Raw genomic sequence first — 22,389 nt, forward strand, 5'->3', positions numbered from 1 at the left:
TTTCCTCCTTTATTTCCCATTCATTTTAGAATGGTAAATCATCATCTGAAATATCAATTGGCTGTCCACTCTTCTCAAAAGGATCAGAGTTTCCAAAGTTTTGATATTGTTGGTTACGGGGAGCAGCGTCTTGTGAGTTACTTTGTGTATTGTTATAAGTTTTTTGTTGAGAACCATGAGATCCAGGTTGAGAATCATTTTGGTCTTTACGTTCATCGCTTTTAGCTTTTGATTCTAATAATGAGAACGTTTCAACAACTATCTCTGTAACGTACACACGTTGCCCTTGTTGATTATCATAAGAACGTGTTTGGATACGTCCTTCCACACCTACTAATGCACCTTTTCTAGTGAAATTTGCAAATGATTCAGCACTTTTTCTCCAAATTACACAGTTAATAAAATCAGCATCTCTTTCACCTTTTTGGTTTGTAAACGGTCTATTTACAGCCAATGAAAATGTTGCTACTGCTGTGCCATTTGAAGTGTATCTTAAATCAGCATCTTTTGTTAATCTTCCAACTAAAACAACATTGTTAATCACATTGCCCACTCCTTCCGTTAAAAATGTTTCATGTGAAACATTTTTTGCTTAGTCTTCTTCTCTAGTTGTCATATGACGCAGAATATCAGAACTGATTTTAGATAAACGATCGAATTCGTTAATTGCAGCTGCATCATTAGCAGTAAGTTTTACGATATGATAGATTCCTTCGTGGAAATCTTTAATTTCGTAAGCAAAACGACGTTTCGACCAGTCTTTAGATTCAGTGATTTCAGCACCATTATCTTTTAAAATAGTGTCAAAGCGTTCAACTAAAGCTGTTTTTTCAGCTTCATCGATGTTTGGACGGATAATGTATAAAATTTCGTATTTTGCTGCTTTACTCATCTTGACTGTCACCTCCTTATGGACTTTGGCTCTTTTTACAGAGCAAGGAGAGTAATCTTTTGAATATTCATTAGATTACTCACGTCCGTTCAGTATAGCATGTTTTATTATGAACATCAATACCTGAATTGCGTTTTAAATATTTAAAAAAATTCGGTTTGATCACAATTATAAAATCCAAAATGAGCATGCGATTGACTATCATACCTTTAACTCTTTTTATCAAAAAGTTATAGATCAGTTTGATCACTTACCTGGAATTTCTGACGGAATTGGAGTTGCTTGTAGCCATGTAAAGAATTCAATGCGAATTATAGAGCTTTAACACTTCAGCGATTAAGCTCTATTTGAGGCTTGAAAGCCTGGAAGACCAAAGGCTTCAGGCGCTTCCATGGCTCTCCACAAGCAAACCCGTTATTCCAGAAGAAATTTCTTTTAGAACACCAACATTTTTTAAATAATCGATATGAGACTATAATTTTTGATATTCATAGACCCGTTTGACTACTCACTTTAAATTTCTGACGGAATTGGAGTTGCTTGTAGCCATGTAAAGAATTCAATACGAATTATAGAGCTTTAACACTTCAGCGATTAAGCTCTATTTGAGGCTTGAAAGCCTGGAAGACCAAAGGCTTCAGGCGCTTCCATGGCTCTCCACAAGCAAACCTGTTATTTCAAAAGAAATTTCTTTTAGAACACCAACACCATTTTTCAGACAATCGATAAATATAACAAAAAAAGGAACTATGTATCAGTTTCCTGATAAACAGTCCCTTTTTCTTAATTCTCAGCTAGTTTATATCCCAGCCTCTTTTTGATTATTTTATTCTTCTGTTGAGTCGGTGCCTTCTTCTTCATCATTCTCAGAATCATTAACACTTTCAACTTCTTGGCTTGATTCATTTAATGCCTTATCTTCCGTAGCTGCTAATTCAGAAACAATCCCTGCTTCATCTATTTCATCATCTATGACTTTTGCATCTACTTTTGCCATAGTTGAAACTTTTACATCTTCAGCTACTCGAATAACGCGTACACCTAATGTTGCACGACCCGTTTGTGATACTGCTGAAACACTAAAACGAATAATAACACCCGTATTTGTTATCAACATAATATCTTCATCACCTTTGACGGTTGTTAAACCAGCTAAGTTACCATTTTTACTTGTAATATTAGCTGTTTTGATTCCTTTTCCGCCACGGCCTTTAATAGCATATTCGCTTGCTTTAGTTCGTTTACCGTATCCTTTTTCTGTAATGATCAGAACTTCAGAATCCTCTTTTAACAAGTCTACTCCGATGACATAATCATTTTCTCTTAATCGGATACCACGAACACCACCAGCAGTTCTACCCATATTTCGAACATCATTTTCATGGAAGCTTACAGCATAACCCAAATGTGTTCCAATAATGATATTCTGATCTCCATTGGTTACAGAAACAGACATCAATTCGTCATTTTCTTTTAATACAATAGCTTTTAGGCCATTGCTTCGGATATTAGAAAAGGCTTTTACATCCGTTCGTTTAACTGTTCCAAGACGAGTTGTAAAGAACAGATAAAGTCCTTCTTCAGACTCTCCTCTGACATTTATGACCGCTTGGACGGTTTCTCCAGAGTCGATACCTAACAAGTTAATGACTGGAATTCCTTTAGCTGTACGGCCATACTCCGGGATTTCGTATCCTTTCGAACGGTAAACTTTACCGTTATTCGTAAAGAATAGCAATGTATCATGTGTTGAACAAGAGACCAAAGTTTCAATGAAATCATCATCATGAACTCCCATTCCTTGTATGCCGCGTCCACCACGTCTTTGCGATTTGAATTCAGAACTTGGAAGACGTTTGATATATCCTTTGCTTGTCAAAGTAATAACAATGTCTTCCTCTTCGATCAAATCTTCATCTTCAAGACTTAGAACTTCTCCTACTAATAACTCTGTACGTCGAGCATCCCCAAATTTTTCTTGTACTTCAAGAAGCTCTGTTTCAATAATCGTGTGTATCCGTTCCGGTTTAGCTAAAATATCAGCCATATCTGCAATCAAAGCCATCAATTCGGTATATTCTGATTCAATTTTATCACGCTCTAAACCAGTTAATCGAACCATTCGCATATCTAAAATAGCTTGGGCTTGTTTCTCTGATAAACCATACGTTTCAATCAAAGCCGTTTTAGCGATATCTCCCGTTTTTGAACCACGGATAAGGCGAATGATTTCATCAATATGATCTAAAGCAATTCTTAAACCTTCTAAGATGTGTGCCCGCGCTTCAGCCTTACGTTTATCGTAAGCTGTTCTTCTACGAATGACAACTTCTTGATGTTTTAAATATTCTTCAAGAATGGATTTTAAACTTAATACTTTCGGAACACCATTAACAATAGCCAGCATGTTAAAACCAAACGATGTTTGAAGGGACGTTAATTTATATAAATTATTCAAGACTACACTTGCGCTAACATCGCGTCTAACGTCGATTACAACGCGCATACCGTCTCGGTCGGATTCATCTGCTAAATCGGTTATGCCTTCAATTCGTTTGTCTCTAGCCAAGTCAGCGATACGTTCCACTAATCTTGCTTTATTCACCATGTAAGGCAGTTCATGCACGATAATGCGTTCTTTGCCATTTTTTTGTATTTCGATTTCAACTTTAGCTCGAACCATAATCGAACCTTTACCTGTTTCATAGGCTTTTCTGATACCAGATTTACCCATTACTAATCCACCAGTTGGAAAATCAGGACCAGGTATAGCTTCCATTAAATCAGCAGTTGTTGCATCTGGATCATTCATTAAAATGTGCAATGCCGAGATAACCTCAGATAAGTTGTGGGGTGGGATATTAGTGGCCATACCAACAGCAATCCCTGTAACTCCATTTACGAGTAGATTTGGAAAGCGAGCCGGTAAAACATCTGGTTCACGTTCTGATCCATCGTAATTGTCGTGGTAATCAATCGTATCTTTATTGATATCGCGCAGCATTTCTAATGCCATTTTTGTCATCCGAGCTTCAGTATAACGCATCGCTGCAGCTCCATCGCCATCCACTGACCCAAAGTTTCCGTGACCATCGACTAACGGATAACGGTAGCTCCAAGTTTGTGCCATCCGAACCATTGATTCATAAATCGCACTATCTCCATGAGGATGGTATTTACCCATAACATCCCCAACGATACGTGCTGATTTTTTGTGAGATTTATCCGGTGTTACACCTAATTCGCTCATACCATATAAAATACGACGATGTACTGGTTTTAAACCATCTCGTACATCAGGCAATGCGCGCGCTACAATAACACTCATTGCATAATCAAGGAATGATGTGCGCATTTCATGGCTTAATTCAATATTTTTTATATTTTCTTTAAATTCTTCAGCCATTTTTTATTGTCCTCCTAATTGGATTAAATGTCTAAATTCTGTACATAGCGTGCATTTTCTTCAATAAATTGACGTCTTGGTTCAACACGATCACCCATCAACATATCACAACTTTTATCCGCTTCGATAGCATCGTCAACTGTGACTTGCAGCATCCGTCTATTTTCTGGGTTCATGGTTGTTTCCCATAATTGTTCAGCATCCATCTCTCCAAGACCTTTGTAACGTTGGATCACAGGTTTTGGTGAAAGAGGAATTTCTTTCAGATGATTATCCAATTCTTCTTCTGAATCCAAATAAACCATTTTTTTACCTTGGCGCACTTGATACAAAGGAGGTTGAGCGATATAGACATAACCCGCTTCAACTATTGGACGCATGTAGCGATAAAATAATGTCAATAATAATGTACGAATATGTGCTCCATCAACATCCGCATCTGTCATGATAACTAATTTGTGGTAACGAGCTTTAGAAACATCAAAGTCGCTTCCAAATCCTGTTCCCATAGCAGTAAATAATGACCGAATTTCTTCGTTTGCTAGAATTCTATCTAGTGTTGCTTTTTCTACGTTTAGTATTTTTCCACGAATCGGTAAAATAGCTTGGAATAGTCTTGAACGTCCTTGCTTAGCAGAACCTCCCGCAGAATCTCCCTCAACGATAAATATTTCACTGACTGTAGGGTCTTTACTTGAGCAGTCAGCCAATTTACCAGGCAGGTTGCTGATCTCTAGTCCACTTTTTTTACGTGTAACCTCACGGGCTCTTTTTGCAGCTAAACGAGCTCTAGCAGCAAGCAAGCCTTTTTCAACAACTTGACGAGCTACTTGCGGATTTTCCATTAAAAATTTTTCGAAATGCGCAGAGAATAAGCGATCTGTAATAGTACGTGCTTCAGAATTACCTAATTTTGTTTTCGTTTGTCCTTCAAATTGAGGATCTGGATGTTTAATAGATAAGACGATCGTTAGCCCTTCACGTACATCTTCACCCGTTAAGTTTTCTTCATTTTCTTTGATCAATTTATTCTTTTTAGCGTAGTCATTTATCACACGAGTTAATGCCGTCTTGAAACCAAATTCGTGTGTTCCACCTTCATAAGTATGGATATTATTAGCAAAACTCATTAGATTGTTATGGTAACCGTCTGTATGCTGCATAGCTACTTCGATAGTGATCCCTTGCTGTTCGCCTTCTAGAAAAATAGGTTCATTGTATAGGACAGCTTTATTTTCATTCAAAAATGATACATAACTCTTGATACCACCTTCATAGTGGTATTCTACGAATTGTTCTTTACCTTCGCGTTTATCTTCAACCGTAATTTTCAATCCTTTGTTTAAGAAAGCTAATTCACGGACACGTGTAGCTAATTTATCAAAATGAAATTCAACTGTTTCTTTAAATATCTCAGGATCTGGTACAAAATGGACTTTTGTTCCATGTTTATCGGTTTCACCAAGCACTTCTACATCATGGACAACTTTCCCTTGAGCATATTGTTGATGATAGATTTTTCCGTTTTTGTATACGTAAACATCTAACGTAGTTGAAAGAGCATTAACCACTGAAGATCCTACCCCATGTAAACCACCTGAAACTTTATAACCTCCACCGCCAAATTTACCACCTGCATGAAGAATCGTAAAAACGGTTTCCACTGCTGGACGGCCTGTTTTAGCTTGGATATCGACTGGAATTCCACGTCCATTATCCGTAACAATGATACTTCCGTCTTTTTCAATACTAAGGTTGATTTCATCAGAAAAACCAGCTAAGGCTTCATCAATTGAATTATCTACGATTTCCCATACTAGATGGTGCAAACCTTCACTGCTTGTTGAACCAATGTACATCCCTGGACGTTTACGAACGGCTTCTAGACCTTCTAGAACTTGTATTTGACTCGCATCATATTCATTTGCTAAATCTTGTTTACTTTTCATTTCTTCAGACACACTCATTCACTCTCCATTTCTACTTGGCCATTATCAATCAGAAAAATTTTTGGAGCTTCTAGCATATTTTTCTTTATTCCATCTAAACTAGTTGTCGTTAAGAAGGTTTGGACTTTGTTTTGAATAGCTTTCAACAAATGAGTTTGCCGTTCATCATCCAATTCTGATAAGACATCGTCTAACAACAAGACGGGATACTCACCCGTCATTTCTTTCATCAAATCGATTTCAGCTAATTTAACGCTCAATGCCGTCGTTCTTTGTTGACCTTGAGAGCCATATGTTTGGACATTTCTTCCATTCACACTAAATTTCAAGTCATCTCGATGAGGACCAAAAAGAGTGGTTCGCTGCTCTAATTCTCGCTGCTTACCTTGGGCATAGGCGTTCATTAAATCTGAATAAATTTGTTCTTTGTTTGTCTCGTTTGTAATTTTCAGACTGCACGCATACTCAATTTCAAGCTGTTCTTTTTGTTTAGAAATTTCACCATGGATCGGTTTGGCCCAATTTTCCAATTTTTTTACAAAAGAAAAACGCTCTAATAAAATAGCCGCTCCATATTCTGCTAACTGCTCGGTTAAAATATCTAAAAAAGTTAGATCCTTCTCTTTTTTTAAACTTAATTGTTTAAGATAACTATTTCTTTGTTTTAAAAGATGCTGGTATTGCACAAGATGGTGTAAATAAATAGGGCTCATTTGCCCCATTTCCATATCTAAAAACTTTCTCCTGACAGAAGGCGAACCCTTCACCAGAGATAGATCCTCTGGTGCAAATAAAATAACATTTAAATTTCCAATGTATTCACTTAGTTTTTTTTGTTCTAAATGATTAAATTTTGCTTTTTTTCCTTTTTTAGAAATAGAGATTTCAAGTGGAAAACTAGTGTTTTTCTTTTGTATTCTTCCACTTACCCGCGCAAAGTCTTGATCCCATCGAATGGTCTCTTTATCATTTGCAGTTCTATGGCTTCTTGCCATTGCTAATACGTAAATAGCTTCCATCAAACTAGTTTTCCCTTGGGCATTTTCTCCTAAGAAAACATTGATTCCCTTAGAAAAAATAACTTCAGCATGCTCATAATTACGATAATTGGAAAGATGGATCTCTTTCAATAGCATTATTTTTTGTCCTCAGTTGATTCAGTAGAAGCCTCTTCTGATTGGATAAAATAAGTTCCTTCATTTGGTATTTCAACGACTGAACCAGGATAAAGTTTTTTACCTCTACGATTTTCATTTTCAGTATCGACAAGTACTGTGTGTTCAGCCAAGTACCATTTAGCCATTCCGCCGCTGCTAATAATATTTACATGTTTTAAAAGTTGTCCTAATGTAATAAATTCACGATTGATTTTAATTGTTTTTTTCATCTTTTTCACCTACTTTTCATTAAAATATGCGTGGATATAATCCACGCATCACACTGCTGCTTATTCTTCTTATTATACTATCTTTTAGCCAATAATACAACTGAATCTAAAAATAACCCTACTATTATCGATTTTAGCTAAAAGATAAAAAAAGACCTTAAAGCTTCCATAATTGCTTAAAACGAAAATATCATGCTGATTTGGAGCACAATAAAAAAAAACCACTTTTCAATTGCATGAAAAGTGGTTTTTAACTGTTTGATCTTTAAAAAGTTCGAACAGGAGTGATCAATTGAATAAAATCTTGTCCATTTTCACTTGGAACCAAGATAAAAGGACGGACTGGAGAGGTAAATTTAATTTTTATATCTGTTTGGCCAAAAGTTCTCAATGCATCTTTCATATAATCAGGGTTAAATGAAAGTTCGATTGGCTCTCCTTCAACAGACAGATAATCTAATTCCTCTTTAACATTACCAACATCAGGTGAATTACCTGAAATTTCAATTAAATCAGGATTGATAGTGATTTTAACAACGTTATTTTTTCCTTCATGTGAAAGTAAAGAAGCCCGTTCAATAGAACCCAATAAAGCACTAGCATTGAAACTGATCTCTGTTGAAGAATTATCAGGAATCAAACGCTTGGTATCAGGATAATACCCTTCAAGTAAGCGAGAATAAAAATACATGTTTTCTGATTTAAATAAAACTTGGTTTTCAGTGATCATCATTTCAATAGTGTCTGATGTTTCATCTAACGTACGAGATAATTCAATCAAACTCTTACCTGGGATAATAATATTATATTTTTTAGATGCTTGTTCATCATTCATTTCAATAGGAATCACACGTTGACTTAAACGATGACTATCTGTAGCAACAGCTAAAAATTTGCCATTTTCAATCACAATATTTACACCTGTTAATATTGGACGGCTCTCATGCGTTGAAATAGCAATAACCGTTTGTCCAATAACTTGTTTAAATAAATTTACCGGTAAGGTAAATGATTCTGACGTATCAATGATCGGCAAATGAGGGTAATTATTTGGATCTAAGCCGTTAATAGTAAATGAAGCTGTTGCTGAAGTAATCAATGCTTGAAAATGATCTAGTATTTCAATCGTCATCGTTTCTTCAGGTAGTTTTTTTACGATTTCACTAAAAAAGCGTGCTTGTAAAACAATTCCACCAGTTTTTTCAATCGTTAAAAGATTTTCTTCTTCTGAAATAGGAATAAAAGCTTCAATCGAAATATCTGAATCACTACCAGTTAAAGTTAACCCCTCATCATTTGCAATGATTTTTAATCCAGTCAATATTGGAATGGTTGTTCTAGAAGAAATTGCACGCTGAACATCAGCCAGGCTTTTTAAAAAGGCACTTCGTTTTATTGTAAATTTCATTAATTTTACCTCCAGAGATAGTTTAATTTATGTTATAAGTTCTTTTAGTAATAGTAGTAGGGCTTGTGGATACTGTGGAAAACAATGATGAGCTTTTTATTTAACAGGTTTTACACATGTGGATAACCTGTTAACAAAAAAAGGATAACTCTATTAGTTATACACATGTGTAAAATAAAAAAGCTACATTAATTTTTTCTTTAAATCAGTTATTTCTTGTTTTAACTGTTCATCCTTTGTTAAAGCATGAACGATTTTTTCATAAGCGTGAATAACGGTTGTATGATCTTTCCCGCCAAATTCAGCACCGATTTTAGGTAACGAATTTGATGTAAGTTCACGAGATAAATACATGGCAATTTGTCTTGGTAAAACAATTGATTTAATACGCTTTTTACCTTTAAGATCAGCGATCGATAATTGATAATATTTGCTGACGGCATGTTGAACATCAAGAATAGTAAGTGTCGTTGGTTTTGCTGAAGGTAACATACTTTTCAATGCATCCGCAGCCAAACTAGTGGTAATATCGCGACTTTCAATAGCGGCATAAGCTTGAACACGAACCAATGCACCTTCTAATTCTCTAATATTTGAATCAATTTGACCAGCTATATAACTTAAAGTGTCGCCTGGAATTTCTAACCGTTCAGCATTGGCTTTTTTTCTTAGGATCGCAATCCGCGTCTCTAAATCTGGAGGCGTAATGTCTACTGATAACCCCCATGCGAATCTTGAGACCAACCGTTCTTGCAGTTTAGGAATTTCGTTTGGTAAACGATCACTCGTCAATACGATTTGTTTTCGGTCATCATATAAGGCATTAAATGTATGGAAAAATTCTTCTTGAGTTCCTTCTTTATCTGCAAAAAACTGAATATCATCTACTAAAAGCAGGTCAACACTGCGGTATTCGTTTCTAAATTTTTCTTGTGTTTTATTTTGAATGGAATTTATAAAGTCATTTGCAAATGTTTCACTACTGACATATTTTACCCGTGCATCAGGATTCAGCAGCAACATTTGGTGACCTATAGCATGCATCAAATGGGTTTTTCCAAGTCCAACTCCGCCATAGAAAAATAAAGGATTATAGATTGTTCCAGGTTCTTCGGCAACGACTAAAGCAGCAGCATGAGCCATCTGATTTCCCTTACCTATAACAAAGGTATCAAAAGTGTACTTTGTATTTAATTGAATATCTTTTTTAAACCAGTTTTTTTTAGGAACTTCATTACGAAGATTATTATTGGCAAGTGTAGATGTTTCTTGCTCATTTTTAATAACAAATAACGGAGAAATTTCTCGACTGGAGTATTCATAAATATTTTCAACGATTCGGGTAGCTAAGTTATTTTCCCAATATTCTTTATGCAAAGAAGAAGGGACTTCAATAATAATGTTGTTATCTGTGATACGTATTGGACTAGCACTTTCTATCCACGTATCATAGCTAACTTTGGATAGCGATTCTTTAAATTTTTCTTTTAAAAAATTCCATAGTGTTTGTAGATCATCCAAAAGAGAACCTCCTTATAAAATGTGTCTATGTCAGTTTAGCACTTTTCTAAAAAGTTTTCCACAAGTAGTTTTTTTAAAAGAAAAATTATACACTGCCTGTAAATAAAGTTATACACAGGCGAAAATCAGTAGTGGATAACTTTATTTAATAACAACTAAATCTAGAATTTTGTGGATAACTATCAACTAAATTAAACTGACGCACCAGCCTAAAACAGAGTTATGCACATTTTTAAAGGAGTAGTGGATAACGTTTTTGCACACCATGTTCATTTGTGGATAACCAGGTGATAACTTGAGGATAACAAAAGCCTGAAAAAACTATTCCCCAGGCGTGTGCATAACTTTATACCCTTGTGGATATCTTTATTTTAAATAAAAAAAAAGCAGGAATTCTTAGTAAGTCTTAATAAAAAAGAAAAGAATGATGCTGTGTAAAAAGAATTTGCAAAAGATTGTTTCATAATAAGTGAAAATATGCTATCATACATAAGTGAATGAATAAAAATAGGGGTAATATGTTTGACAAGACTATTTTTTCTTCGTTATAATAATTTTAGACTGTCTTTGGATAATGTAAGAAACAATAATGAGAGATAGTTTTCACAGGAGGTGTATCACGCATGAAAAGAACTTACCAACCCAAAAAGCGTAAACGTCAAAAAGTACATGGTTTCCGTAAACGCATGAGTACTAAAAGTGGACGTAATGTATTACAAAGCAGACGTCGTAAAGGAAGAAAAGTATTATCAGCATAGATCACTGAACGTTTCAGTGGTCTTTTTTTTTAGGATTGGAATAAAAATTACTCAGTAGTCGTTTTTCTTTAAATGATTACTGGGTAATTTATTCCTTATTCAATTAAATGGAACGGTATTTTTATTAATTTAATAAGAGATGAGAGGTTATTTTAATGAGAAAAACCTATCGTGTCAAAAAAGAAGCAGAATTTCAAAAAGTTTTTCACAATGGCAGATCAACAGCAAATCGTCAATTTGTCATTTATGTGCTAGATAAAAAAGACCAGCCACATTTTCGTGTAGGAATATCTGTTGGTAAAAAAATAGGTAACGCGGTCATGCGGAATAATGTCAAAAGAAGAATTCGACAAAGTTTAACAGAGTTAAAACCGCAGCTAAAAGCAGAAAATGATTTCATTGTAATTGCTCGTAAACCGATAGCAGATATGACGATGAAGGAAACAAAAAAAAGTTTGACGCATGTTTTAAAGCTTGCAAAATTATTAAGATAGTTTTTACTTATTAGAGTGGAGGACAGGACGTGAACAAACGTAAGCGATTACTTCTTTTATTAGGGACTGTTTTTTTAGCAGTCGTTTTGGTGGGTTGTGGCACTTCACCCATCACAGAACAAAGCACAGGGATTTGGGATAAATATATTGTTTTTAACTTCTCCCGTGTAATCATCTGGTTAGCTGATTTATTTGGTGGAAGTTTCGGGACAGGAATAATTATTTTTACATTGATCATTCGATTGGTTCTGTTACCTGTCATGCATCACCAAACAAAAAGTACTCAAAAAATGTCAGAGATGCAACCACAGTTAAAAAAATTACAAACAAAGTACGCTTCTAAAGATCCAGATACACAAAATAAATTAAAAGAAGAAACGTCTAAATTATACGCAGAAGCAGGTGTTAATCCTGTAGCTGGGTGTTTGCCATTGCTTATTCAAATGCCGGTGTTGATTGCTATGTACCAAGCTATCAGCCGTACAGAAGTTTTGAAAACAGGAAACTTTTTATGGATGAATTTAGGAGCACCAGATCCATACTTTGTTTTACCTGTACTAGCTGCTATATTGACGTATGCAACAACTAAGCTATCAACCATGAGTCAATTAGAGCCCAATCCTACAACAACGACTATGATGTATATGATGCCTGCATTGATTTTATTTATGGGGATCACATTGCCAAGTGCATTATCGCTGTACTGGGTCGTAGGAAATGCATTTTCTGTGGGACAAACATTATTATTGAATAATCCTTTTAAAATTAAAAAAGTGCGTGAAGAAAAGAGCCAAATTGAACGGGACCGTCGACGTGCTCTTGAAAAAGCTTTAAAACCTAAGAAAAGAAAAAAATAAGATAGGTTCGATGAATCAAAAGTGTTTAGAATGGAGGTAGGTATATGAATAAGTATACAGCTCAAGCTGAAACGGTAGATGAAGCTATCCAGAAAGCATTAAAGGAACTGGGAATCGCTAAAGAAGAAGCTTCTATTGAAATAATAGATCAAGGTAGAAAAGGTATTTTTAAAATTGGAAAGAAAGATGCGATCGTAACTGTTACAAAAATTGCAGCTGAAAATAATGCTAAAGATTTTTTTAAAGAATCTTCTGCTGAAGTTAAAACAGTAAAATCATCATCAGCCTCAATTGACCTTGTAAATGAGAAGGCTCCTGTTTTGGCAGAAACAACCATTTCAGAAGAAGAGGAACTTTCTAAAGAAACTGACACAAAAAGAAATGATGAAGAAGCTATTAAAATGGTGGCAGATTACCTGCAAGAAATTATCCAAAAAATGGGTATTTCTAGTACAGTGATAATAGAAGAAACTAAAAAACAAGTTGTTTTTCATATTGAAACAGAAAAAGCAGGTTTGGTCATTGGCAAACATGGTAAAGTACTAAATGCTTTACAATCGTTAGCTCAAGTTTTGCTGCACCATCATGCTAAAACAAAATTTAATGCTGTTGTAAATGTTGGAGACTATCGTGAACGCAGAGAAGATGCTTTGAGAGAACTAGCAGAGCGGACTGCAGCAAAAGTCCGTCGTACAAAGCAACCTGTATTCTTAGAACCAATGCCTGCTTCTGAAAGAAAACAAATTCACTTTTATTTGAGCAAAGATGACGCGGTTGCTACTCATTCTGAAGGAACCGAACCTCATCGCTACTTAGTAGTTGAATTAAAATAAAAGTATATAGTCTGTACTCTAACGAATTTAGTAATCAAGTAAAAAAGTGGTTAGGTCATAACTAGCTGAGAATAAGAAAAGAATCTTTTTATCAGGAAACTGTTGAAAAGATTCTTTTTTTGTTCTATATACATATCAATCGTCTAAAAAAGATGTTGGTGTTCAAAAAGAAATTTCTTATGAGTAATCAAACTGATCTATGAACACTAAAAATGATAGACCCTATATGTCTGAATCATAAAATGATTGATCTGTTTTTTCTATGATTTTTACATTTTTCTACCGGCGAGGTTACTTTTAGAAGTATCTTTGGGATCAATAGTTGGATAGGCAAAGAGGTTTGGACTTATGTCCCAGCCTCTTTCTTACGATTAGTCAAAAATGGTTACTAAGCCAAAAGTCTGATAGGCTGATAAGAAATAATCCTGTATAGTAAAAGTAACGAATCAAGGATGAGCAGGTGAATAAATTGATGAAAATTATGATTATTGAGGATGATTTAGTAATCGCCTCAATTTTGCAAGAAGAGTTAACGAAATGGCAATACGATGCTTTCTATGTCACAGATTTTAATGACGTAATGAACACATTTACGCAAGAAGCACCTCAATTGGTCTTAATAGATATCAAACTTCCTTATTTTAATGGGTATTACTGGTGTACGGAAATTCGTAAAATTTCTCAAGTACCTATTATTTTTGTTTCTTCACAGAGCGAACGAATGGACATCGTAATGGCGATACAAATGGGAGCAGATGATTTTATTAGTAAGCCATTTGATCTAACCGTTGCCTTAGCCAAAATACAAGCATTGTTGCGCAGAACATATGATTTTACTGGCAACGATGCTTATTTGAGTTATCAGCAGGTCCAGCTAAAGACAAGTGAATTAAAGGTTCGATACCAGGATAAAGAAATAGAATTAACCAAAAATGAAATGAAAATTTTAGAAGTCCTTTTTTTACAAAAAGGAGCCTTTGTTTCTCGAGAGGCTATTATGATGAAATTATGGGAAAATGATTCCTTTATTGATGATAATACATTAGCTGTTAATATTAATCGCTTACGAAAAAAACTCGCAGAAATAAATGTAACTTCTTTTATTGTCACCAAAAAAGGATATGGATATGGACTTCAAAAGGATGATCATGATGGAACCAACTAAGAAATGGGCAGCTATTTTCATAGCTTTTATCAAAGCCAACCAATCTTTGCTGATAGCTTACATACTTAACGTCCTAGTATTCAGTTTCATTTATGTGTTAGGACGATTACCAGTCTATTTTTTACTATTTAGTATCGAACTTTCTTTATTTTTAGGTAGTTGTTTGTTCATGTTTCAGTTTTCAAAATATTATAAAAAATTTCGTTTGTTGGAACGGTTAGATAAAGATCCTATCGGCACACTTGAACAATTGCCGGCTAGTCAAGATATAAATGAAGTTTTTTGGCGGCTTAAAATCATAAAATTAATAGAAGAAAATCAACAAATCGAAAAAAAAAATTTGCAGCGAAGTAGTTCTCAGATGGACTATTTCACTTTATGGCTGCATCAAATCAAAACACCTATTTCAGCTATCAGCTTATTGATACAACGAGACAGTCAAACAAAATTTAGCTATCAAATGGAACAAGAGCTGTTGCAAATCGAAAATTATACACATATGGCATTAAATTATTTAAAAATAGAGCAAAGCGGTTCTGATTTGGATTTTGAACAAGTTTCGCTTGATCGCGTGATCAAAGAGACTGTTAAAAAATTTTCTATCTTATTTATTTATAATCGTATCCAATTAGACTATCAAGAGACAGCAGCTGTTGTTTTGTCAGATGAGAAGTGGCTGCGGGTATTAGTTGAACAAATTATTTCCAATGGTTTGAAATATACTTCAGAAGGTGGCGTTATCAGGATCTACATGAGTCCCAAAAAAGATCAGCAACTTATTATTGAAGATACCGGTATCGGCATCCGTTCTGAAGATTTGCCGCGTATATTTGAACGTGGTTATTCGGGTTTTAATGGAAGGATACATGAAAAATCAACTGGACTGGGATTATTTCTTAGTCAGGAAATAACAAAACGACTTGGTCATGACCTATCAATCGAATCAACTTTAGGAAAAGGCACCAAAGTAACGATCGATTTAGCCAGAAAACCGTTAATAAAAGACTATTGAGGGAGAATCTTACAAAATTGTAAGATTAAACAGTAATCTGTAAGAAAAGATAAAAGCAGATGATGTTCATTTTTATTAAACTAGTAATAGAGATAAAGAAATGAGCAGGGGGAAACAAACATGACATTATTAGAAGTGAACCATTTAAAAAAGACCTATACGGGAAGATTTTCAACTCAGGAAGTCCAAGCCTTAAAAGATATAAATTTTTCAGTTGAAAAAGGAGAATTTGTCTCTATTATGGGAGAATCTGGTTCAGGAAAGACCAGCTTATTGAATATTTTAGCAACACTTGATACGGCTACCGCTGGTGAAGTAATGTTGGAAGGAAAAGACCTAACAGAAATCAAAGATAGCGATATTTCTAATTTCCGTAGAGATTTCCTAGGATTTGTTTTCCAAGATTTTAACTTGTTGGATAATTTTTCAATCAAAGACAATATTTTATTGCCGCTAGTGTTGTCGAACACTTCAATAACTGAAATGGAAGGTCGTTTGACACCTATCGTTAAAAGATTGAAAATTGATGGAGTGATCAATCATTTTCCGTATGAAGTTTCTGGGGGACAAAAACAGCGTGCAGCGGTAGCTAGGGCCTTGATCACAAATCCCAAATTATTACTTGCAGATGAGCCGACTGGAGCATTAGATTCAAAATCCAGCCAGAGTCTATTAGAAACCTTTGAATCCATTAATAATGCTGGTCAAACGATTATCATGGTTACTCATAGTACTAGGGCCGCAGCTTACTCGAACCGTGTATTGTTTATTCAAGACGGCGAAGTGTATCACGAAATTTACCGAGGAGAACAAACGCCAGATCAATTTATGGACAAAATTTCTCAATCGTTGGTTGTTTTAGCAAATAGAGGTGAGCAACATGAATAAATTTTTTTTCTCAAAGTTGGCCTTACGTAACCTTAAATCCAATAAGCAAATTTATTTTCCTTACATTTTTGCTTCAATTGCAACAGTAGCGATGTTCTACATGATGGTTGCTTTAATGGGAAATGAATTTATTCAAACTAGATCAGATACTTTGTCTACACTTTTCACTTTAGGAGCTATAGTCGTTGGGGCATTTTCCTTTATATTTATTTTGTATACCAATAGTTTCCTGATCAAACGTCGAAAAAAAGAAATTGGCCTATATGCTATATTAGGAATGAAGAAAAGCCATGTTTCTAAAATATTGGCGATTGAATCAATCGTAACAAGTTTTTTTAGTATTGTTGTAGGTTTGATGGTTGGGCATCTATTGGGGGAGCTTGCTTTTCTTGTTTTGAACTATGCTTTAAAGTTCGGGATAGAAATGTCTTTTCCTTTTACGATACAGGCAATGCTGATTGCAATCGGACTATTTGCCCTCATCTTTTTAACAACGTTAGTTTACAATATCACTCAAGTTACGTTTTCTAATCCTATCCAATTGATTAAAGGCAAGCAGACAGGAGAACGGGAGCCAAAAAGTTCGCTTATACTGTTTATTTTTTCATTGTTATTGATTGGATCAGGATACTGGATGTCGCTGACCATTGATAACCCGCTTGATGCCATGATTTATTTTTTCCTTGCAGTACTGTTGGTTATTGGCGGTACGTATTTCTTATTCATTTCCGGATCTATTTTCATCCTGAAAAAACTGAAGAAAAATAAGCAGTTATATTATCGTCCGAGTCCATTTATTTCAATCTCCGGGATGCTTTATCGGATGAAACAAAATGCAGTAGGGTTAGCAAATATCACTATTCTAGCGACTATGGTCATTGTTGCGGTATCAACGACAGCAGCTATTTTTATTGGGACCCAAGATGCTTTAACGGTCCGTTTGCCTTATGAAAATCAAAGAACCTATTATGAAACCGTCGATTTGGAAGAGCAACTTGAAGCCATCGAAAAGGAAACAGAAACGAATGGATTAAAAGTTACGGGGATAGAAATGTATGTTTACTATAATCTGTTCCGTAGCATTGAAGATAACAAAATTATGATTGATGAGGCTGATTTTGCTAATGAGATACCGGATACTGTCCAGTTGCTTGTCAAAGAAGATTATGAGAGGATAGCCGATGAAACAATCCATTTACAATCCGATGAAGTGTTGGTGTTTGATTCAAAAAACACATTTGATTTTTCAACGCTGCTTATCGGAGACACAACGTATCAGGTCAAAGCAAAAATAGAGAACCCCTTGAAGATGGACAAATCACAGAGTCCCAATATAATCGTGGTAGTGGATTCTAAAGAAGTCTTAGAATCCATTATAGAAACTGATTTTAGATCAAGAGGGATAGAACTTCCGATTGTTGCAGATGCAGTCATTTCTTGGGACACGACTGGAACGCAAGAGCAGAAGAAAGACTATTCTGAAAAAATAGCAGCTAGCGTAAGTGATAGCGATAACTCATATTTTCAGTCGAGAGAACTTATGCGTGAAGAATGGAACACTATGAATGGCGGGTTTTTGTTCTTAGGCATTTTTCTTGGATTATTGTTTACGTTTGGAGCAGCGCTGATTACGTATTTCAAACAAGTTTCAGAAGGCTATGATGACCGAGAAAAATTTCAAATTATGCAAAAAGTTGGGTTAGATAAACAAATGATTCGCAAAACCACCCGCTTACAAATTGTTTGGATGTTCTTTTTGCCGTTAATTATCGCTGTGATTCATGTTGCATTTGCTTTTCCAATTATTCAAAAGTTATTGCTTGTTTTTAGTGTGGTCAATACAGCATTAGTCTTTTGGTGTTTTATCGGCGTAATAGTTGGCTTTAGTGCGATTTATTGGATCATTTACCAAGTAACATCAAAAGTTTATTATAGTATTGTTGAATAGTATAACTAGGGCATGTTTTAAAACTATCTTGTTAAGAGCAAGTAACGGGAACGAGGGTTAGTTGGAGTAACTGAGAATCCAATTTGCATTTGAGTAGCGGGAACGAGCGTTAGTTCGAGTAACTGAGAATTCAATTTGCATTTGAGTAGCGGGAACGAGCGTTAGTTCGAGTAACTGAGCACCCAATTTTTATTTGAGTAGCGGGAACGAGGGTTAGTTCGAGTAACTGAGCACCCAATTTGCATTTGAGTAACGGGAACGAGGGCTAGTTCGAGTAACTCAAAATAGTGGACTATTTTATTTGACTCCTTGACTTATTAAGTCATTCTTGTTGTTCGATTCTGATTTTAATCACCCCATATCTTTGTCAATTAGCCCAAAAATAAGAAGAGTCATTAGTTTTAAAACACATCCTAATTAAATCGCTAAATTAAAAGCTGGTATAAGAATCTTAAGATTCTTATACCAGCTTTTTTATATAGATCCATAAGTTAAAAAAAATAAAGATAAAACGCTTGCAATTACTAATGAAAAAGGTTACATTGTACTTGTATATACAAGTTGCAATTATAAAATTATTTTTAGGAGGAAAGAAAATGGCAGATTACACACAAGATGCAAAGCAGCTTTTAGAAGATATCGGAGGTCCCGATAATATTTCTGCAGTCACTCACTGTGCCACTCGCATGCGTTTCGTATTAAATGATCCTGCAAAAGCAGATAGCAAAAAAATTGAGGATATCCCTGTAGTTAAAGGAACATTTACTCAAGCCGGTCAGTATCAAGTTATTATTGGGAATGATGTTGCTACATTTTACAATGAATTTTCTAAAATATCCGGTAAAGAAGGCGTATCTAAAGATGAAGTGAAAGCAGCAAGTAAACAAAATCAAAACCCTGTGCAACGTGCAATGTCTGTTTTAGCAGAAATTTTCACACCGATTATTCCAGCAATTATTGTCGGAGGTTTAATTTTAGGGTTCCGTAACATTTTAGAAGCTGTCCCAATGGGCTGGCTTGACGGCCAAACAATCGTTGAAGTTTCTCAATTCTGGGCAGGTGCGAATAGTTTCTTATGGTTGATCGGTGAAGCTATTTTCCACTTCTTACCAGTAGGTATTACTTGGAGTGTTGCTAAGAAAATGGGAACAACTCAAATTTTAGGTATTGTTTTAGGTATCACGCTTGTATCCCCTCAATTATTGAACGCGTACGCCGTTGCTGGAACAGCAGCAGCAGAAGTTCCAGTTTGGGATTTTGGTTATTTTACGATTGATATGATCGGCTACCAAGCGCAAGTTATTCCTGCTATGTTAGCTGGATTTTTACTAGCTTATCTAGAATTGTGGTTGCGTAAAGTTATCCCACAATCGATTTCAATGATTTTTGTACCATTCTTTGCTTTAGTTCCAACTGTTTTAATTGCTCATACTGTTTTAGGACCAATTGGTTGGGTCATTGGAGGATGGGTTTCTAGTATTGTGTATGCAGGATTAGGAAGCTCATTTAACTGGTTATTTGGAGCATTATTCGGTTTCTTCTACTCACCACTAGTAATCACTGGATTGCACCACATGACGAATGCGATCGATCTACAATTGATTGCAGATTTCCAAGGAACTAATTTATGGCCAATGATCGCTTTATCAAATATTGCTCAAGGTTCTGCAGTGTTAGCTATCATTTACTTGCACCGTGGAAACGAGAAAGAAGAACAAATCTCTATTCCAGCAGCTATTTCATGTTACTTAGGTGTAACAGAACCGGCTATGTTCGGGATCAACATCAAATATATCTACCCATTTGTGGCTGCTATGATCGGTTCAGGTCTTGCAGGATTAGTATCAACTATTTTTAACGTAACAGCTAATTCAATTGGTGTAGGTGGACTTCCGGGAATTCTTTCCATTCAAAATCAATACTGGGGTATTTTTGCAATTAGTATGGTGATTGCAATAGTAGTACCGTTTGCATTGACGATCGTTTTCCGCAAATACAATATTTTAAATAAATCAGATCAAGTAGAAGCAGAAGTTATACAACCAGAATTAGGGAAATAAATTTAGAAAGTAGGAAATAGAATGAGTACCTTTCATGAGAAAGTCGTGTATCAAATTTACCCAAAATCTTTTAAGGATTCTAATGGAGATGGAGTAGGGGATTTAAAAGGAATCATTGAAAAAGTGCCTTATTTAGCAGATTTAGGTGTTGATGTACTATGGATCAATCCCTTCTTCATTTCTCCACAAAAAGATAATGGCTATGATATCGCTAATTATGTAGAAATCGATCCATTATTTGGAACGATGGAAGATTTTGAGAAGCTCATTGATATAACCACTGAATACAAATTGGAAATCATGTTAGATATGGTTTTAAATCACACATCAATTGATCATGAATGGTTTCAACGAGCATTAAAAGGTGAAAAAAAATACCAAGATTACTATATATTACGTGAACCTAAAGCAGATGGAAGCCATCCTACGAACTGGGTCTCAAAATTTGGAGGCCCAGCTTGGGCTCCTTTTGCGGATACTGGAAAAGAATATTTGCACCTATATGATGTTTCGCAAGCAGATTTAAATTGGCGTAATCCTGAAGTAAGAGATGAAGTATTTAATGTGGTTAATTTTTGGATAGATAAAGGTGTAAAAGGATTCCGGTTTGATGTGATCAATGTAGTTGGCAAGGAGGAAGAACTTGTTGATGCAGCAGATGGCGTAGGAAAATCGTTATATACTGATCGACCAATAGCACATGAATTTATTCATGAAATGAATCAAAAAACTTTTGGAAAACAACCAAATATGATGACTGTTGGAGAAATGTCTTCAACGACTATTGAAAATGGGATTGCTTATTCCAATCCTGAAAAACAAGAATTATCGATGGTTTTTAGTTTCCATCATTTGAAAGTCGATTATCTAGATGGAGAAAAATGGAGCAAGATGCCATTTGATTTCATGGAATTAAAAGAATTACTTAATAATTGGCAAGAAGGAATGTCTAAAGGGAATGGATGGAATGCATTATTCTGGAGCAATCATGACCAACCGCGTGCAATAAACCGCTTTGGAGACCCTGTCAATTACTTTGAAGCTTCTTCTAAGATGTTAGCTCAGACGATCCATTTGCTGCGTGGAACCCCTTATGTTTATCAAGGAGAAGAAATCGGCATGAAGAATCCGGAATTTCAAGAGATTACAGATTATGTAGATGTAGAGACCCAAAATGCCTATAAAGAACTACAAGCTAATGGTCTGCCACATGAAGAAATCATGGAAATCATTAAAGAAAAATCGCGAGATAACAGCCGAACACCGATGCAATGGACAGCCGAAAGGAATGCTGGTTTTACAACTGGCGAACCTTGGATAAAAGTAGCTGAAAACTACCATGAGATCAATGTAGCAAAAGAGCGAAAAGAAGGAACTATTTTTAACTTCTATAAAAAATTGATTCAGTTAAGGAAAGAGATGCTAGTCATTTCTGAAGGGAATTATCGTGGGATCCTAATGGAACATCCAAGCGTTTATGGCTATGTAAGAGAATATGAAGGAGAACAATTATTAGTCCTTAATCATTTCTATCCAGAATCCGTAATCATTGAGATTCCAGAAGAATTTTTAGCTAGATCTAGTTCTTATCTTATTGGTAATGGAGAAAAGAAAGCATTAACAGCTAAATTGGAATTAGGGCCTTACGAAACCATTGCTTTTCATTTTGAAGCAGATGACAAAAAAGAATACTGAATTCGTTATACAAAAAATTATAGACCAACAAAAAAACGCTCAGGGTATAGAACCGAGGCTGCTGAAAAAGTCAGATAGAAATATCTGGCTTTTTTGCTATTCATCGAATAGGAAAA

Annotated in this window: 17 protein-coding genes and 2 pseudogenes; 10 read left to right on the forward strand and 9 right to left on the reverse strand. The window is 35.2% G+C overall.

Features of this window, described 5'->3' with window-relative positions; all coding sequences use genetic code 11:
* Window positions 1-25: 25 nt before the first annotated feature.
* The 9 genes and pseudogenes from J7E16_RS11640 to dnaA form a co-directional block, all read right to left on the reverse strand.
* Window positions 26-109 (reverse strand): annotated as a pseudogene (locus tag J7E16_RS11640) (single-stranded DNA-binding protein); the annotation flags it as partial.
* Window positions 89-553: pseudogene (gene ssb, locus J7E16_RS10340) on the reverse strand (single-stranded DNA-binding protein); the annotation flags it as partial. The pseudogenes J7E16_RS11640 and ssb, both read right to left, overlap by 21 nt.
* 39 nt (window positions 554-592) lie before the next feature.
* A complete protein-coding gene (rpsF, locus tag J7E16_RS10345) occupies window positions 593-892 on the reverse strand; it encodes a 30S ribosomal protein S6 (RefSeq protein ID WP_034547078.1) in 300 nt (99 codons plus the stop codon).
* An 826-nt stretch (window positions 893-1,718) separates the two neighbouring features.
* Window positions 1,719-4,298 carry a DNA gyrase subunit A gene (gyrA, locus tag J7E16_RS10350; RefSeq protein WP_214891476.1) on the reverse strand — a complete coding sequence of 860 codons (2,580 nt, stop codon included), beginning with the start codon at window positions 4,296-4,298 and terminating at the stop codon, window positions 1,719-1,721.
* A gap of 23 nt (window positions 4,299-4,321) precedes the next feature.
* Complete coding sequence (gene gyrB, locus J7E16_RS10355; protein ID WP_353049889.1) at window positions 4,322-6,259, reverse strand: DNA topoisomerase (ATP-hydrolyzing) subunit B; 1,938 nt, start codon at window positions 6,257-6,259, stop codon at window positions 4,322-4,324.
* Window positions 6,260-6,261: 2 nt separating this feature from the next.
* The gene (gene recF, locus J7E16_RS10360; RefSeq protein WP_034547069.1) at window positions 6,262-7,383 is read right to left on the reverse strand and encodes a DNA replication/repair protein RecF; all 1,122 of its coding nucleotides are present in this window, start codon (window positions 7,381-7,383) and stop codon (window positions 6,262-6,264) included.
* The gene (yaaA, locus tag J7E16_RS10365; protein WP_214891478.1) at window positions 7,383-7,634 is read right to left on the reverse strand and encodes a S4 domain-containing protein YaaA; all 252 of its coding nucleotides are present in this window, start codon (window positions 7,632-7,634) and stop codon (window positions 7,383-7,385) included. The genes recF and yaaA overlap by 1 nt, the downstream gene beginning before the upstream one ends.
* 265 nt (window positions 7,635-7,899) lie before the next feature.
* A complete protein-coding gene (dnaN, locus tag J7E16_RS10370) occupies window positions 7,900-9,042 on the reverse strand; it encodes a DNA polymerase III subunit beta (RefSeq protein ID WP_034547063.1) in 1,143 nt (380 codons plus the stop codon).
* Between the two features lie 183 nt (window positions 9,043-9,225).
* A complete protein-coding gene (gene dnaA / locus J7E16_RS10375; RefSeq protein WP_034547061.1) occupies window positions 9,226-10,563 on the reverse strand; it encodes a chromosomal replication initiator protein DnaA in 1,338 nt (445 codons plus the stop codon).
* Window positions 10,564-11,186: 623 nt separating this feature from the next.
* Here dnaA and rpmH point away from each other — a divergent pair.
* The 10 genes from rpmH to treC all read left to right on the forward strand — a co-directional run bounded on the left by rpmH (window position 11,187) and on the right by treC (window position 22,273).
* The gene (rpmH, locus tag J7E16_RS10380) at window positions 11,187-11,321 is read left to right on the forward strand and encodes a 50S ribosomal protein L34 (RefSeq protein ID WP_034547059.1); all 135 of its coding nucleotides are present in this window, start codon (window positions 11,187-11,189) and stop codon (window positions 11,319-11,321) included.
* A gap of 155 nt (window positions 11,322-11,476) precedes the next feature.
* Window positions 11,477-11,815 carry a ribonuclease P protein component gene (gene rnpA, locus J7E16_RS10385; RefSeq protein WP_034547057.1) on the forward strand — a complete coding sequence of 113 codons (339 nt, stop codon included), beginning with the start codon at window positions 11,477-11,479 and terminating at the stop codon, window positions 11,813-11,815.
* A gap of 29 nt (window positions 11,816-11,844) precedes the next feature.
* A complete protein-coding gene (gene yidC / locus J7E16_RS10390; RefSeq protein ID WP_214891480.1) occupies window positions 11,845-12,672 on the forward strand; it encodes a membrane protein insertase YidC in 828 nt (275 codons plus the stop codon).
* Between the two features lie 44 nt (window positions 12,673-12,716).
* Window positions 12,717-13,505, forward strand: coding sequence for an RNA-binding cell elongation regulator Jag/EloR (gene jag, locus J7E16_RS10395; protein WP_034547053.1), 789 nt, complete (start codon window positions 12,717-12,719; stop codon window positions 13,503-13,505).
* A 472-nt stretch (window positions 13,506-13,977) separates the two neighbouring features.
* A complete protein-coding gene (locus J7E16_RS10400; RefSeq protein ID WP_214891482.1) occupies window positions 13,978-14,670 on the forward strand; it encodes a response regulator transcription factor in 693 nt (230 codons plus the stop codon).
* Window positions 14,633-15,682 carry a sensor histidine kinase gene (locus J7E16_RS10405; RefSeq protein WP_251006166.1) on the forward strand — a complete coding sequence of 350 codons (1,050 nt, stop codon included), beginning with the start codon at window positions 14,633-14,635 and terminating at the stop codon, window positions 15,680-15,682. Before J7E16_RS10400 ends, J7E16_RS10405 begins: the two co-directional genes overlap by 38 nt.
* A 120-nt stretch (window positions 15,683-15,802) precedes the next feature.
* Window positions 15,803-16,570, forward strand: a complete 768-nt coding sequence (locus J7E16_RS10410; protein ID WP_214891485.1) for an ABC transporter ATP-binding protein — start codon at window positions 15,803-15,805, stop codon at window positions 16,568-16,570.
* A complete protein-coding gene (locus tag J7E16_RS10415; protein ID WP_214891486.1) occupies window positions 16,563-18,518 on the forward strand; it encodes an FtsX-like permease family protein in 1,956 nt (651 codons plus the stop codon). Before J7E16_RS10410 ends, J7E16_RS10415 begins: the two co-directional genes overlap by 8 nt.
* A gap of 596 nt (window positions 18,519-19,114) precedes the next feature.
* Window positions 19,115-20,578, forward strand: a complete 1,464-nt coding sequence (treP, locus tag J7E16_RS10420) for a PTS system trehalose-specific EIIBC component (protein ID WP_214891488.1) — start codon at window positions 19,115-19,117, stop codon at window positions 20,576-20,578.
* 21 nt (window positions 20,579-20,599) lie between these two features.
* Window positions 20,600-22,273, forward strand: a complete 1,674-nt coding sequence (gene treC / locus J7E16_RS10425) for an alpha,alpha-phosphotrehalase (RefSeq protein ID WP_214891490.1) — start codon at window positions 20,600-20,602, stop codon at window positions 22,271-22,273.
* Window positions 22,274-22,389 lie beyond the last annotated feature (116 nt).

Source organism: Carnobacterium sp. ISL-102 (assembly GCF_018612935.1).
Classification (GTDB): domain Bacteria; phylum Bacillota; class Bacilli; order Lactobacillales; family Carnobacteriaceae; genus Carnobacterium_B; species Carnobacterium_B alterfunditum.

Excerpts from the sequence above, each read along its gene's own strand:
- rpsF (WP_034547078.1), bottom strand. The coding sequence starts at position 892 with ATGAGTAAAGCAGCAAAATACGAAATTTTATACATTATCCGTCCAAAC.
- gyrA (WP_214891476.1), bottom strand. The coding sequence starts at position 4,298 with ATGGCTGAAGAATTTAAAGAAAATATAAAAAATATTGAATTAAGCCAT.
- recF (WP_034547069.1), bottom strand. The coding sequence starts at position 7,383 with ATGCTATTGAAAGAGATCCATCTTTCCAATTATCGTAATTATGAGCAT.
- yaaA (WP_214891478.1), bottom strand. The coding sequence starts at position 7,634 with ATGAAAAAAACAATTAAAATCAATCGTGAATTTATTACATTAGGACAA.
- dnaN (WP_034547063.1), bottom strand. The coding sequence starts at position 9,042 with ATGAAATTTACAATAAAACGAAGTGCCTTTTTAAAAAGCCTGGCTGAT.
- rpmH (WP_034547059.1), top strand. The coding sequence starts at position 11,187 with ATGAAAAGAACTTACCAACCCAAAAAGCGTAAACGTCAAAAAGTACAT.
- rnpA (WP_034547057.1), top strand. The coding sequence starts at position 11,477 with ATGAGAAAAACCTATCGTGTCAAAAAAGAAGCAGAATTTCAAAAAGTT.
- jag (WP_034547053.1), top strand. The coding sequence starts at position 12,717 with ATGAATAAGTATACAGCTCAAGCTGAAACGGTAGATGAAGCTATCCAG.
- J7E16_RS10400 (WP_214891482.1), top strand. The coding sequence starts at position 13,978 with ATGAAAATTATGATTATTGAGGATGATTTAGTAATCGCCTCAATTTTG.
- J7E16_RS10405 (WP_251006166.1), top strand. The coding sequence starts at position 14,633 with ATGGACTTCAAAAGGATGATCATGATGGAACCAACTAAGAAATGGGCA.
- J7E16_RS10410 (WP_214891485.1), top strand. The coding sequence starts at position 15,803 with ATGACATTATTAGAAGTGAACCATTTAAAAAAGACCTATACGGGAAGA.
- J7E16_RS10415 (WP_214891486.1), top strand. The coding sequence starts at position 16,563 with ATGAATAAATTTTTTTTCTCAAAGTTGGCCTTACGTAACCTTAAATCC.
- treP (WP_214891488.1), top strand. The coding sequence starts at position 19,115 with ATGGCAGATTACACACAAGATGCAAAGCAGCTTTTAGAAGATATCGGA.
- treC (WP_214891490.1), top strand. The coding sequence starts at position 20,600 with ATGAGTACCTTTCATGAGAAAGTCGTGTATCAAATTTACCCAAAATCT.